Raw genomic sequence first — 13259 nt, 5'->3', positions numbered from 1 at the left:
ACATGCAAAAACTTCTCATAACATATTTGCTTCTGTTTATTAGCTTATTCACTCAAGCACAAAAGCTCGTAGAAGATACCGTATCTAAAGCCGCTCTGAAGGTAGATATGAATCCTAATTTTAAAAGAGAGCTTTCTTTAGAGGCTAAAACTGAAAACAAAGGAGAAATCAATATCAAGGGTCAAAAAGTAACTTATAAAGTGGTAACCGGAACCATGCCTGTTTGGGATGATAATGGAAAAGCCATTGCTGGATTATTTTATGTGTATTATGAGCGTACAGATGTTACAAATAAAACAGATCGACCCTTGGTAATTTCTTTTAACGGAGGTCCAGGAACAGCAAGCGTTTGGATGCATTTAGGTTATACAAGTCCACGAAAATTAAAAATTGACGATGAGGGATATCCGATACAACCTTATGGATTTGATGAAAACCAACAATCTATTTTAGATGTTGCAGATATTGTATACATAGATCCTGTGAATACCGGATTTTCTCGTATCATAGATAAATCAATCCCAACTTCGAAATTTTTCGGAGTAAATGCAGATATAAAATATTTGGCAGAATGGATTAATGCATTTGTTGCTCGTCAAAAAAGATGGGCTTCACCAAAGTTCTTGATTGGTGAAAGTTATGGTACAGCCAGGGTTGCAGGTTTGTCTTTAGAATTACAAAATAAACATTGGATGTATTTAAATGGAGTAATCTTGGTTTCTCCAACTGATTTGGGTATCGAGCGAGGTGGTACTATGAGTGCTGTATTACGTATACCTTATATGGCAGCAACTGCTTGGTACCATAAAAAATTACCGGATGACTTACAATCAAAAGATTTAACAGCATATTTGCCAGAAGTTGAAGCATTTACTCTTAATGAATTATTACCAGCTATTGCACAAGGTGGTGCATTAAGTAAAGAGAAGCGCGCATTGATGGTGAAAAAATTAGCTCGTTATACTGGACTAAGTGAGATAGCAGTAATGAATCAGAATTTAGAAATCCCTTTAGACTATTTCTGGAAAGAATTATTACGAAATCAAGGTAAAACGGTTGGTCGTTTAGATTCAAGATATATTGGTATAGATAAAAAAGATGCAGGGGACAAACCAGATTATAATTCAGAGTTAACAAGTTGGGAGCACTCATTTACTCCAGCAATTAACATGTATTTACGAGATGAGTTAGCATATAAAACAGATTTACAATATTATATTTTCGGACCCACATTCCCTTGGGATAGAACCAACAACCACACAGGAGACGATTTACGTCAAGCAATGATGCAAAATCCTTACTTGCATGTGTTGGTACAATCAGGATATTATGATGGTGCTTGTGATTATTTCAACGCTAAATACAACATGTGGCAAATGGATCCCGCTGGAAAAATTCAAGATCGAATGTTCTGGGAAGGATATAGGAGTGGACACATGATGTATTTACGAAAAGACGATTTAAAAACTAGTAATGATCACTTAAGAACTTTTATTAAAAAGAGCATTCCAAAATATGGTACACCAGCAAAATTTTAGAATAACAAACAATTTAGCTTAGCCTGAAAGTTAATTATTGATTGCATTCTGACGACCAATCATGGAAGAAAAATTCCTATTTTATCATTTTAAAATTCGACTGATTTCATTCCTTAATTTTAAAAGATTTATAATAATTCAAATATTACCATTCTTTCAATCAGGACAGTACCGATATGGCAGCATATTTTAAATGATTTCAGAATGATAACAATGAAAAAATCGTAAATTCATTGTTCAAACAATACTCAATTTTACTATGAAACAAAGATTCATTCAATTCTTTAAGACAGCATTCCTTCTCTCTATTGTCGGTTTATCTTACAGTTCCTTAGCGCAAGTTCCTGCGGGGCATTCTGTGATAGAAGGAAGATGGAATATCACCATTACTAAAAGAAACGTTACAACTCCAGCCTGGCTAGAAGTGACGCATTCTGGTTTAAAAACATTAACTGGCCATTTTGTGGGTGATGGTGGTAGTTCTCGACCTATTTCCAAAGTAAATTTCGCCAACAATATCATTTCTTTCAGCATTCCACCCCAATGGGAAAACTCAGAGAAAGATTTAATGCTAGAGGCTGAATTAAAAGATGATAAGTTGATGGGAAGCATCACAACCCCATTAGGAGAGAAATTTCGTATTCTAGGAGTTAGAGCTCCTAAATTATGGAGAGAAAAGGCTCCAGTATGGGGTACGCCAATCAGTCTTTTCAATGGTAAAAACATGGATGGCTGGCAGACTTTAGGTCCAGATAATCAATGGGTAGCTGTCAATGGAATTATGAAAAGTCCAAGAACGGGTGCCAATATACGTACTGTTCATACCTTCCAAGACTTCAAATTACACGCAGAATTTCGTGTACCTAAAGAAAGCAATAGTGGTTTATATTTACGAGGTCGTTATGAAATCCAAGTGGCCGACAGTAAAGGTTTAGAGCCTGCAAAAGATCAATTAGGTGCGGTTTATGGATTTATTGCTCCATTAGAAAATGCAGCCAAAGAAGCAGGAGAATGGCAAACTTATGATATTGAATTAGTAGGCCGCAATATCACGGTAATCCTAAATGGTAAAACGGTCATTTACAAAGCTGAAATTCCTGGCATTACTGGAGGTGCTTTAGACAGTAATGAAGGTGAAGCAGGCCCGATAATGATTCAAGGTGATCATGGCCCGGTAGAATACAGAAATTTGGTTATTACTCCAGCGAAATAAATTAAGAATGTAGAATGTAGAATTTTCAAATTTCTACATTCTACATTGTTCATTCTGCTCTTCTTGGCAAATACCAGCCTAGCCACAAGCCACATAGTGCCCAAGAAACAACTAAATCAATTAGTTCTGCCCTCAAATCAAACACAGGATACCAGATATGTTGAGTATAAGTGGAATTGGTGAATACCAAGACAGCAATCACTAAACATAAGCCTAAAATATCTCGCATTTTAGGAGCTTTTAATTGCTTAATCAGATAAATAACCAATAATACTAAGAAGATATCTACGATTAGACCTCTAATCATATTATCCTGCATGGAAATTTGATAGTTGGTATAATACTGAATACGTGCCCATGGTTTCCCTGTAACAGATTTAGCAAATTCTTCCGCCTGAGCCATATCTTGCTCATTTTCCAAACGAGGTAAAATATACCCCCCCTCCTTTTTGAGGTGTTTTGTCAACGCGTTCAATACACTATCCTGGCTAGCAGTGTACATTTGGGAAGGCTCATGTAAATTAAATGCCACATGGGACGCAGCCTGCCAAAAGAAAATAATTAAGCCACCTACGATAGCTCCTATGATTGTTCTTTTCATTGTTTTAACATTTAGTACGAGTTAAATGTATGAAAAAAAACAGAAAACATAGAATTAATTTGATTTTAACATTTCTGATCCCGCCAAAAGGAAACAACCCAATCCAAAATCTTCGAAATTAGGAACAGATGTAAATGTCACGGGTTGTGAATCTTTAGGTTCCTTTCCTGTACCCTGAACAAAGCCTAAAAAGCCATTGGGATGAACACATTTACTCATGGCATTCCAAGCTTTATCAGCTGCTTTATGATACTTTTTATCGCTTAATATTCCGTTTCGCAAAGCCCATTTCATTCCATAAACAAATAAGGCTGTACCCGTTAATTCCGGTCCTCCAAAATTACTCTCATCTTTTAAACTCACATTCCAGAAACCATCTTTTCTTTGCAAAGGAAGCAAGGCTTCTGACATATCTTTAAAATCTTGTATGTATTCCGCACGATGGGGTGCATTAGTAGGCATCACTTCTAATGTTCTAATGAGAGCCGCATAAACCCATGCATTACCTCGTGACCAATAACAGTTTTCCCCATTGGGCTCCTTATATGGAGGAATGAAATCCTTATCTCGCCACCAAAGATGCTCTTGTGCGTTATATAAACCTTTTCCGCCGTGTTTATATTTAGTAAAGGCATATAAATCATACATTTTTTCATAATATCGGTTATCATGAAATCGAGTTCCTAATCTGGCAAAAACAGGCATACTCATTTGTAAACAATCAATCCAAGACCAATCATCAGCTTTTTCACTGGCTAACATGTAATCAATATTAGCTTTAATGGGTTTTATCCTCGCAGAATCACCCTGTATATCAAATAAATCCAAATAGACTTGTCCACAAGCTTGGTTATCCGCATTTCGAGTTTTCAAGCCATCTCGTAAACCCCATTGATGAAAAATACCCCAATCCGTCATGTATTTCAAATCCGATTCTTTGGGATCTAGTTTATACAATTCCATCAGTCCTTCATAATAAACGGCCCTTGTCCAAATATTGGATGGACGCGTTCGATCAGGACTTACGATCACTTGTCCTACTTGAGGCCATTTTAATTTAAAATAACTATTTGCCAAATGCATTTGAGATAAAATCAGCTTTTTATTAGGCTTTGCCATGGCAGATAATGCAACAAAAACAAGGATCACTAAACTAGTTAGGGTATATCTAATTTTCATCAGAAAAAGATTAAGCTAAATAAAATACAGAAGGAATTTCAACAGATTTAGGTGAATGATCTGGATTACATTCCATGATATCAGCCATATATGCCCACCATTTTTGCATAATAGGCAACTGGGGCAAATTGTCCAATTGGCTTAGATCTTCAGCCTCTAGATACGCAAAAAGCACTAACGTTTCTGGGTCCAGAAAGATAGAATAATTTTGGACACCTACGGACTTCAATAAATCTGCCAGTTCAGGCCAAATTTCATCGTGACGTTTTTTGTATTCAGCCTCTTTCCCTGGAAGAAGAAACATTTTAAGGGCTTTTCTTTGCATATTTTAGCGAATCTAATTGTTGAAATAAGTCAATGAATCAACAATTCTACTCAATCAATATGATTATGCCAAAGAAAAGAATTGAACTAAGCTTGGATGGCTTTTTCAAAACGATTTAAATCTTCATCATCAAACCCTAGGTGAGTAACAAATCGAATGTAATCCACACCAAATGGGGAACATTTAATACCTTTTTGAGCTAATTCAGCCACTTTAGTGGAGGAATTCAAACCATCACTTATTTTCACAATCACAATATTCGTTACCACAGGTAAAGTATTTTCTACCCAATCCAAAGACTCACATATTTCTGAAATAGCTTTAGCTCTTTGATGATCTTCTTGAAGTCTTTCCACTTGATGATCTAAGGCATAAATCCCCGCAGCAGCAAGCATTCCCGCTTGTCGCCACCCTCCACCTAATCGTTTTCTAATCCTTTTGGCTTTTTTGATAAAAGCAGTATTCCCCACCAATACAGAACCTACAGGGGCTCCTAATCCTTTGGATAAACAAATCGAAATGGAATCAAACCAGGAACCAAATTGGGCAGGACTTTGTCCCGTTACGGCCATTGCATTAAAAATACGCGCCCCATCTAAATGTAGAGGAATTGCTTTCATTCGACAAAAACCGGAAATTTCCTCCAGACTTTCACTGGTATACACACTCCCCCCTCCTTTGTTTACCGTATTTTCCAAACTAACCAAAGCGCTTTCACAGGCATGAATATCGTCCGGTGAAATCGCAGCTTCAATTTGAGATTTCGTTAATCTACCTAAATCTCCTTTCAATAATTTAACGGAAGCTCCAGCATTGGCCATGATACCACCCCCTTCATATAAATAAATGTGAGAAAGCTCATCGCAAATTACCTCTTGACCTTTGGAAACAGTAGCCGATATGGCCATTTGGTTACTCATTGTTCCAGATGGACAAAACAAAGCTGCTTCTTTATGAAACATGGTAGCCAATTTAGACTCCAAAGCTGACACACTAGGATCTTCCCCAAATACATCATCCCCTAAAGGCGCAGAAAACATGGCATCGCGCATCCCTGGGGTGGGTAATGTGAAAGTATCACTTCTCAATTCAATGATTTTCATGGAGGCTATTTGGAATAAAAACGAGATAAAAAGAACAAACGAACCAATAATGGCAAAGCAATGATGAATAAGCCATAAAAGAGATAACCTGAAATAATACTAGCTATTAATGCCAGAATAAAGGCTACCCTAACATATTTGAGCCAAAATCCACCCGAAGGGTTTTTCGCGAACCAAAAGACCAATGGGAAATGTACTGGCCATAATATTAAACAACTCACATTATAAGTCATCACTTCATGGTCTGTAGCTGTAGCTAAAAAGAAAATCAACATCCCAAATAATCCATAAATGAGAAAAAGGGCTATGTCCAAACCATACAACAGGCCTTTTTTGTGAGAAAAACGTAAGGATAAAAATACCAAAACAAGAGATAATGTCAGCAATATGGGAAGAGGTCCCAAGGGATCAAAGCCTACCGATGGATTCGGTTGTGCTTCAAATAAAGTTAAAGAAGCTTCTACCAATTTTTGATTGTTCAAGCCAGCTTGTGCCGTAGCAATTTCTAAATTATCTGGCAAATAACAGGATTGTGAAGCATTGGCTGTTACATCTGATGGCAAGCCTAATGCCATGTTCATACCAAAAGTAAGCCAAGCGGTAGCAGGCAAATAGCGGTTCATCCAATCTCGGTAAGACAGTCCCTCCAAACGAGTCATTTTATCCCATGGATAAGCTCCAGGAGCGGCCTGTTCAAATATATCACGAATTCGAGTGGCACAATTATCATAGAAAAATTTATATTGATAATAGCGGTTTTCTGGCAAGTAATTCTTTTCTAAGGCTTGAAAAACTTGATTACGCTGAGCATCATTTAAGGCCAGTACCTGTTCTCTTAGGGTCCTATTTTCATATTGTGAATAATAATTCAACACATCGGACATATTATTGTACGACAAAGAATAGGGCAAGGTGCCTTTCAAAAATTTCCAATAAAAATTATCAGTTTGAAAATCGAAAGTACCATAACTATAGGCTCGGTCTAATCCCGTGGCTGGATCATACACTCGAATCAAGGTATGTCCAAAATAGGAATACAATTCTGTACCTGGAGCAATGGTCACCAAGGACACGCGTGATTGGGGACTTAGACTATGTTGGGCCAAAGCTGAGCTCATCAGGCAGCTTAGAAACAATAGATACAAATACTTCATAAAAACTTATTTACCAGCAATAATTAAAACCATTTCGCCTCTAACTTTATCAGGATGTTGATTTAAATACAGTAATACTTCAGCCGTTGTACCTCGAATCATCTGCTCATGCATTTTGGATAATTCTCTGGCAAGCATAACTTGTCTTGATTCCCCTAAAAATTCCACGGCTTGTTCCATTGTTTTCACAATGCGATGAGGTGACTCATACAAGACAACGGTTTTATCCTCTTCAGCAATGGCTTTCCAACGAGTTTGACGGCCTTTTTTATGAGGCAAAAATCCTTCAAAAATAAATCGATCACATGGAAATCCTGAATTCACCAAAGCGGGAACAAAGGCAGTAGCCCCTGGTAATGTCTCCACCGAGATACCTTGCTCTACGCAGGCTTTAACCAATAAAAAACCTGGATCAGAGATTCCAGGAGTACCTGCATCAGAAACTAAGGCTAAAGACTTCCCAGCCAATAACATTTTGATAACACCTGCTACTCCCGCATGTTCATTGTGGGCATGATGGGCAAATAAGGGCTTATTAATGTTTAAATGTTTCAATAATTGACCTGTATTGCGCGTATCTTCTGCCAAAATACCATCCACTTCTCCTAAAATCCGAATGGCGCGTAAGGTGATATCTTCTAAGTTTCCAATGGGTGTAGGAACAATGTATAATTTCATACAATGAAAATACTACATAAATATGAATTTCTTGGGAGGCGAGGAAATTACTCATCAATAAATTTCAATCTACTAGCTTCTAAAGATTCGTCTTTTTATAACTCTTGAGATCTGATGTATTCCCTGAAAAATGAAGGATGTAAAAAAAAAGCGCAAATTTCTTTGCGCTTTTGGTAGAGGGTGAGGGATTCGAACCCCCGGGCCTGTAACAGCCAACAGTTTTCAAGACTGCCTCGATCGACCACTCTGACAACCCTCTGTCTCAAATTGAGAATGCAAATTAAGGCCTTTTTTCGATTTTAAGCAAATCCTTTGTCAAAAAATCCTTAAAAATTAATTGAGAAATCATCCAATCGACTGCTTCTGACCGCATTAAATTTTCGGGAATCCATCGAATCTCAATCCCCGATCGTTCCATTTTACGGAAAAATGTCATTTGCCTCTTGGCAAATTGATGAATAGCTACTTCAAGGCCTTTTTCTAATTCTTCACGACTAATTTTCCCTTCGACAAAATCCGTTAACCATTTGTATTCCAGTCCTAACCAACGTAAATCTGCTGGCATGACACCTTCTTTTAATAGATTTTCTACTTCTTCAATCATCCCTTCATCTAAGCGCTGAAAGAGTCGTTTCGAGCAATTTGCTCTTCTACTTTCCCATGAAGGTTGTAATCCAAAAACGATGCTTGAACGATCTAATTCCAAGGGTGAATCTAAAAAAGGAGGTAAACTAGAAAATTGATAACTTGATAAAACCGCATCAATATACAATCCCGTACCTCCACATAATATAGGATATTTTTCATGAGCATCTATTTCCTTCAGTGCATCAAAAGCATCCTTCTGAAAATGCGCCACAGAATAAGTATCGCCCACTTCCAACGTATCAATTAGGTGATATGGGACAGCATTCTCACCTGATCCATATTCCATTAAATCTTTCCCTGTTCCTATATCCAATCGTCGATATACTTGCCTGGAATCAGCTGAGATAATCTCCCCTCCTATTCTTCTGGCCAATTCTACTGCCAAAGCCGTCTTGCCGCTTGCTGTGGGACCAAGAATCGTAATGAGTGGAAGTGACATGAATTTAGAAGCTAATTAGAAGATGATTGGCTGTAAACGGATTTACAAAATTGCGTCAATTTTCTGAAAAATAGATACGCAGTTTTTTATTTCCAGCAGTGCAAGTGGAGGCTTCCTCCCAAGTTTGGCAAATAACTCGTTCCCCTAGGTCATTGAGCGTATATAAAATCGGCTTAGTTAGTTGTACTTCTTGAAATCCAATTGATTGATAACCTTCACCTCTATTCCATTCCAAATCAATGTAGGTCATGATGTTGTTGACTTTTTCCTCTTTGTGATAATACTGAATCACCTTGCTCAATCCCCCAACAATACGAGTTCCTAAAATAGAACAAAAACGTATTAACTCACCTGAAAGCTGGCCTTCCAAACCTGGTTCTTTCATCAACATGGGCTTCGCAAATGCAGCCACTCCAACCAGTTTTTGATCACCTATGAAGTAATCACTCGTGATGTTTCGGAATTGACGATGGGGAGGCACCACCAAACCTATATATCTTTTCGCCTGCACTTTCCCTAACAGATGTTCCTTTTCTAAAAAATGATCCGCTATTTCCTTGCTAATATTCACCCCGCGTAAATCACGAGCAAAAATGGATGTATTCTTTCGTTTTCGATAGCTAAAATATTGCTTAATCCAGCTAGTATGTTTAAACCATATATCCTCCCAAATCCGAATGAATTCTGCAGTCCCACTGATTAGTTGTAAATAATCCCTTTGCCATGTCTCTGGATCTGAATGCTTCTTGGCTATTTCAAAATCTGCCAAGGAATAACATTGAACAAATAAAGAAAGCTCAGGTAAAAAAATAGTATTGGGACCTTTGTCCAGAGTAATTTCAACCGCTAACTCAATTTCCTTGAAAAAAGAGGACACATCATCATAGAAATTAATAGGATATACCGCCATGCCATTAGAAATTGCACCTAAAGATAGCTGCAATTTGAGTAGAATATCTCCTGTCATCTCTTTCTAAACTAAAAATAATCAGCATGAACTATCGATTTGAGGCGAGTAGAAAAGAAGTATCCACCTTCACTAATCAAGAATTAAGGGACCATTTTTTGGTTGAAAATATATTTGAAGCGAATCAAATTCACTTAACCTATTCCATATATGATCGTATGATCATCGGTGGAGCTATGCCGGTATTAGGAGAAATCAAATTACCTAACCCTGAAAAATTAAAGGCCAATTATTTCCTTGAGCGTAGAGAATTGGGGATTATCAACGTGGGTGGTCCGGGAATCGTAAAAGCAGATGGACAAAGCTTTGAAATATCTAAATTAAGTGCCGTATATCTTGGTAAGGGAACGCAAGACGTTAGTTTTAGTTCTGTTTCAGCCAACGAACCTGCACAGTTCTATTTGCTATCTTCTCCGGCACATGCTATTTACCCTAATGAAAAATTAGACCGAGAAAATGTCGTGACGGTGAATGTAGGTTCATTGGAAAATTCCAATCATAGAACCATCTATAAATACATTCATCAAGATGGGATACAGTCCTGTCAATTGGTGATGGGTTTAACCATCTTAGAACCAGGATCCATCTGGAATACCATGCCTGCTCACGTGCATGACCGCAGAATGGAAGCCTATTTGTATTTTGACGTAAAACCTGGTCAAGCCGTTTTACATTTAATGGGTGAAACCAAAGAAACAAAACATATCTGGGTACAAAATCATCAAGCCGTGATTTCCCCACCTTGGTCTATTCATAGCGGTGCTGGCACACAAAACTATTCCTTTATTTGGGGAATGGCAGGAGAAAATAAAGACTATACTGATATGGATTTTTCTGAAATTACTGAACTACGTTAATATGAAAAAAGCACTTTTAGGTATACTTTGCTATGTTTTTTTAGTTCCTGCATCGGCACAAAACAACCCTTATTCTATCCAAATGGCCCAATCTTTGATGCATACACATCAAGATTCCATTCAAGTCAAAATAGGAAAACCTGCCACATGGGATTATGAACAAGGGTTGTTCCTAAAAGCGCTTGAAAATGTCTATCAAAGAACAGGTGACGCTACTTATTTTCAATACATTCAAAAGAACATTAACCGTTTCATCAATGAGAAGGGGGAAATACGCACGTATAAAGTTTCCGAGTTCAATTCAGATAATATCACCACAGGTAGACTTTTACTTTCTCTATTTCAAGAACTTAATGAAGACAAATACCAATTAGCTGCTGAACAATTACGCTTACAAATCAGTAAACAACCCAGAACGAAAGAAGGTGGATTTTGGCATAAAGATCGTTATCCCAATCAAATGTGGTTAGATGGTCTATATATGTTAGAGCCGTTTTATGCTGAATACAGTCAAGTCTTTCATCAAAATAATTGGGATGATATCGCTCGTCAATTTGAATTGATGTATAAGAATGCCAAAGACCCTAAGACTGGACTATTGTATCATGCCTATGACCATGAAAGAAAACAAGCTTGGGCAAGTAAGCAGACGGGATTATCTCCCAACTTTTGGGGAAGAGCCATGGGTTGGTACGCCATGGCCTTAGTAGATGTGTTGGACTATTTTCCCAAGCAGCATCCCAAAAGAAATATGCTAATCAAGCAATTGAATGAATTGAGCGCAGCTTTAGTTAAGGTGCAAGATCAATCTACTGGACTTTGGTACCAATTACCCACATTAGGTACTCAAAAAGGGAATTACTTAGAGGCCTCCTGTGCCAATATGTACGTATACGCCTTTGCAAAAGGGGTTCGCAAGGGCTATCTTCCCTACTCCTATCTGACAGCCTCTCAAAAAGCCTATGCGGCTATCCTTGAAAAATTCATCACCAAAGATGCTCATGGTTATATTCATTTAGAGAAAACGGTAAGTGTGGGAGGACTAGGCGGCACTCCCTACCGCGACGGCAGTTTTGCCTATTACATGTCTGAACCAGTAAAAACAGATGATTTAAAGGGTGCAGGCCCATTCATTATGGCTTCTTTGGAAATGGAAATTGCCAAAGAATTGGGTATAGGAAAAGGTAAAAAAGTGGTGTTAGATTATTATTTCAACCATGAATTCCGTAAAAACAAACAGGGAAACATGGAGCGTTTCCATTATACCTGGGAAGATAGAAAAGACTCTGGATTTCAGTTATTAGGGGTTCAAACGGAACAATTGGGAGCTAAAATTGATAGTTTAGCTCAAGCACCTACGATTAAAACCTTAGCGGGAGCCAAGGTTTACATCATCGTGGATCCAGATAGCCCAAAAGAAACGGCCAAACCCAACTACATGCGCGCCCAAGATGTGGATGAAATAGAAAAATGGGTGAAAGCTGGTGGAACCTTAATTCTATTGGCCAATGATACCACCAATTGCGAAATACCGAAATTCAATACCTTAGCCAAAAGGTTTGGTATGGAGTTTGTCGGACCTAATTTAAACATGGTTCAAGGTAAAAATTGGCATCAAGGGACTTTGAATATTCAAGCCAATAATCCCGTTTTTAAAGGATTGAAAAAAATCTATATCAAAGAAATCTCCACCATTAAATTATCTGGTTCGGCTAAATCGATTGAAGATTTAAACGGGCATTGTGTCATGGCCATAGCCCAAGTAGGCAAAGGTCGGGTATTCGCTTTAGGGGATCCTTGGATTTACAATGAATACACGAATAACCGCCGCATTCCTTTGGAATACGAAAACTTCCCTGCTGCCAAGAAACTCATGGAATGGGCCTTACAACCTTAGGGAAAACGTAAACCTGTCATTTTTTCCAGCGTAGATTTAGAAATGGCAAAGGTCTGCCAGTTTGGATGTAAATCATGTGAATTGGGAAATAAAAGGTACCATGATTTTTCGGGACTTATGACTACTTTCCAGCAATATTTGGGGATGACCACTTCATTTCCAATTTTGTCTACCACTCCAATTCCTCCGGCATAAATAGTCAATTTTTGTCCTCTTTTGGCCAATTTCCTACAATAAGCTTCCAATCGCTCCCAGGGCCCTCGATTTAATTCAGGGCTCTGAGGTATCATGTTGGACATTAAAAAAGTCTCTGCATTTAAAAATGAGGAAGAAGATCGATCCTCTGAATTACACAAATGCCCTCGATCATATCCACTGTATTTATAATCATCAGCATCTATCCGCTTAAATTGCCTAGGTAGGTCTTCATCTTGCCTAAATCGATTGGATCTAGGCACATCTCCTATATCCCTAGCTGTTAAGGTCCAAGCCACCCAGTTCGCTTTCCCTTGAACTCCGTCATAGGACATGACATAGCCTTTCTTAACAAGTAAATAGTTTGTGGTAGAGGCAGTAGATGCCCCTGATACATTAAAAATACCTCCAGGTAATAAAGCAACCTGGAGGTATAATAAGATGCTTAACAGCATAATTTAAGTA

At 38.0% G+C, this 13259-nt stretch carries 13 protein-coding genes and 1 tRNA gene; 4 read left to right on the top strand and 10 right to left on the bottom strand.

Annotation, left to right across the window (positions count from 1 at the left end):
• The first annotated feature begins 107 nt into the window (after window positions 1-107).
• Entirely contained in the window at window positions 108-1538 is a 1431-nt protein-coding gene (locus EWU23_RS00595; RefSeq protein ID WP_235942134.1) for a S10 family peptidase, read from the top strand.
• A gap of 259 nt (window positions 1539-1797) precedes the next feature.
• A complete protein-coding gene (locus EWU23_RS00590) occupies window positions 1798-2751 on the top strand; it encodes a 3-keto-disaccharide hydrolase (RefSeq protein ID WP_166227766.1) in 954 nt (317 codons plus the stop codon).
• Window positions 2752-2800: 49 nt separating this feature from the next.
• On the opposite strand, the gene EWU23_RS00585 is transcribed toward EWU23_RS00590, so the two are convergent.
• The 9 genes from EWU23_RS00585 to EWU23_RS00545 all read right to left on the bottom strand — a co-directional run bounded on the left by EWU23_RS00585 (window position 2801) and on the right by EWU23_RS00545 (window position 9845).
• Window positions 2801-3352, bottom strand: a complete 552-nt coding sequence (locus tag EWU23_RS00585) for a hypothetical protein (RefSeq protein WP_166227764.1) — start codon at window positions 3350-3352, stop codon at window positions 2801-2803.
• A gap of 54 nt (window positions 3353-3406) precedes the next feature.
• On the bottom strand, window positions 3407-4531 hold the full coding sequence (locus EWU23_RS00580; protein ID WP_166227762.1) for a glycoside hydrolase family 88/105 protein: 1125 nt from the start codon (window positions 4529-4531) through the stop codon (window positions 3407-3409).
• Between the two features lie 10 nt (window positions 4532-4541).
• Window positions 4542-4856 carry an L-rhamnose mutarotase gene (rhaM, locus tag EWU23_RS00575; RefSeq protein WP_166227760.1) on the bottom strand — a complete coding sequence of 105 codons (315 nt, stop codon included), beginning with the start codon at window positions 4854-4856 and terminating at the stop codon, window positions 4542-4544.
• 86 nt (window positions 4857-4942) lie between these two features.
• The gene (locus tag EWU23_RS00570) at window positions 4943-5959 is read right to left on the bottom strand and encodes a threonine aldolase family protein (protein ID WP_166227759.1); all 1017 of its coding nucleotides are present in this window, start codon (window positions 5957-5959) and stop codon (window positions 4943-4945) included.
• Window positions 5960-5964: 5 nt separating this feature from the next.
• Window positions 5965-7077 (bottom strand): Lnb N-terminal periplasmic domain-containing protein, encoded by a 1113-nt coding sequence (locus EWU23_RS00565; protein WP_205753041.1) that lies wholly within the window; start codon window positions 7075-7077, stop codon window positions 5965-5967.
• Between the two features lie 42 nt (window positions 7078-7119).
• Entirely contained in the window at window positions 7120-7791 is a 672-nt protein-coding gene (rsmI, locus tag EWU23_RS00560; RefSeq protein WP_166227757.1) for a 16S rRNA (cytidine(1402)-2'-O)-methyltransferase, read from the bottom strand.
• 171 nt (window positions 7792-7962) lie between these two features.
• Window positions 7963-8050: transfer RNA gene (locus EWU23_RS00555), tRNA-Ser, on the bottom strand.
• Window positions 8051-8071: 21 nt separating this feature from the next.
• A complete protein-coding gene (locus tag EWU23_RS00550) occupies window positions 8072-8878 on the bottom strand; it encodes a tRNA (adenosine(37)-N6)-dimethylallyltransferase (protein ID WP_166227756.1) in 807 nt (268 codons plus the stop codon).
• Window positions 8879-8933: 55 nt separating this feature from the next.
• On the bottom strand, window positions 8934-9845 hold the full coding sequence (locus tag EWU23_RS00545) for a hypothetical protein (protein ID WP_166227755.1): 912 nt from the start codon (window positions 9843-9845) through the stop codon (window positions 8934-8936).
• A gap of 26 nt (window positions 9846-9871) precedes the next feature.
• Between EWU23_RS00545 and kduI the strand changes: the two genes are divergently transcribed.
• On the top strand, window positions 9872-10702 hold the full coding sequence (gene kduI / locus EWU23_RS00540) for a 5-dehydro-4-deoxy-D-glucuronate isomerase (RefSeq protein ID WP_166227754.1): 831 nt from the start codon (window positions 9872-9874) through the stop codon (window positions 10700-10702).
• Between the two features lies 1 nt (window position 10703).
• Entirely contained in the window at window positions 10704-12599 is a 1896-nt protein-coding gene (locus tag EWU23_RS00535) for a glycoside hydrolase family 88 protein (protein WP_235942124.1), read from the top strand.
• On the opposite strand, the gene EWU23_RS00530 is transcribed toward EWU23_RS00535, so the two are convergent.
• Window positions 12596-13249, bottom strand: coding sequence for a DNA/RNA non-specific endonuclease (locus EWU23_RS00530; protein WP_166227753.1), 654 nt, complete (start codon window positions 13247-13249; stop codon window positions 12596-12598). The two genes, EWU23_RS00535 and EWU23_RS00530, sit on opposite strands and share 4 nt — an antisense overlap.
• Window positions 13250-13259: the final 10 nt, after the last annotated feature.

The organism is Aquirufa beregesia (assembly GCF_011090385.1).
Lineage (GTDB): Bacteria > Bacteroidota > Bacteroidia > Cytophagales > Spirosomataceae > Aquirufa > Aquirufa beregesia.
This window is presented reverse-complemented; position numbering and strand designations above follow the sequence as displayed.

Excerpts from the sequence above, each read along its gene's own strand:
- EWU23_RS00590 (WP_166227766.1), top strand. The coding sequence starts at position 1,798 with ATGAAACAAAGATTCATTCAATTCTTTAAGACAGCATTCCTTCTCTCT.
- EWU23_RS00585 (WP_166227764.1), bottom strand. The coding sequence starts at position 3,352 with ATGAAAAGAACAATCATAGGAGCTATCGTAGGTGGCTTAATTATTTTC.
- EWU23_RS00565 (WP_205753041.1), bottom strand. The coding sequence starts at position 7,077 with ATGAGCTCAGCTTTGGCCCAACATAGTCTAAGTCCCCAATCACGCGTG.
- EWU23_RS00535 (WP_235942124.1), top strand. The coding sequence starts at position 10,704 with ATGAAAAAAGCACTTTTAGGTATACTTTGCTATGTTTTTTTAGTTCCT.
- EWU23_RS00550 (WP_166227756.1), bottom strand. The coding sequence starts at position 8,878 with ATGTCACTTCCACTCATTACGATTCTTGGTCCCACAGCAAGCGGCAAG.
- kduI (WP_166227754.1), top strand. The coding sequence starts at position 9,872 with ATGAACTATCGATTTGAGGCGAGTAGAAAAGAAGTATCCACCTTCACT.
- rhaM (WP_166227760.1), bottom strand. The coding sequence starts at position 4,856 with ATGCAAAGAAAAGCCCTTAAAATGTTTCTTCTTCCAGGGAAAGAGGCT.
- EWU23_RS00595 (WP_235942134.1), top strand. The coding sequence starts at position 108 with ATGAATCCTAATTTTAAAAGAGAGCTTTCTTTAGAGGCTAAAACTGAA.
- EWU23_RS00530 (WP_166227753.1), bottom strand. The coding sequence starts at position 13,249 with ATGCTGTTAAGCATCTTATTATACCTCCAGGTTGCTTTATTACCTGGA.
- EWU23_RS00545 (WP_166227755.1), bottom strand. The coding sequence starts at position 9,845 with ATGACAGGAGATATTCTACTCAAATTGCAGCTATCTTTAGGTGCAATT.
- EWU23_RS00570 (WP_166227759.1), bottom strand. The coding sequence starts at position 5,959 with ATGAAAATCATTGAATTGAGAAGTGATACTTTCACATTACCCACCCCA.
- rsmI (WP_166227757.1), bottom strand. The coding sequence starts at position 7,791 with ATGAAATTATACATTGTTCCTACACCCATTGGAAACTTAGAAGATATC.
- EWU23_RS00580 (WP_166227762.1), bottom strand. The coding sequence starts at position 4,531 with ATGAAAATTAGATATACCCTAACTAGTTTAGTGATCCTTGTTTTTGTT.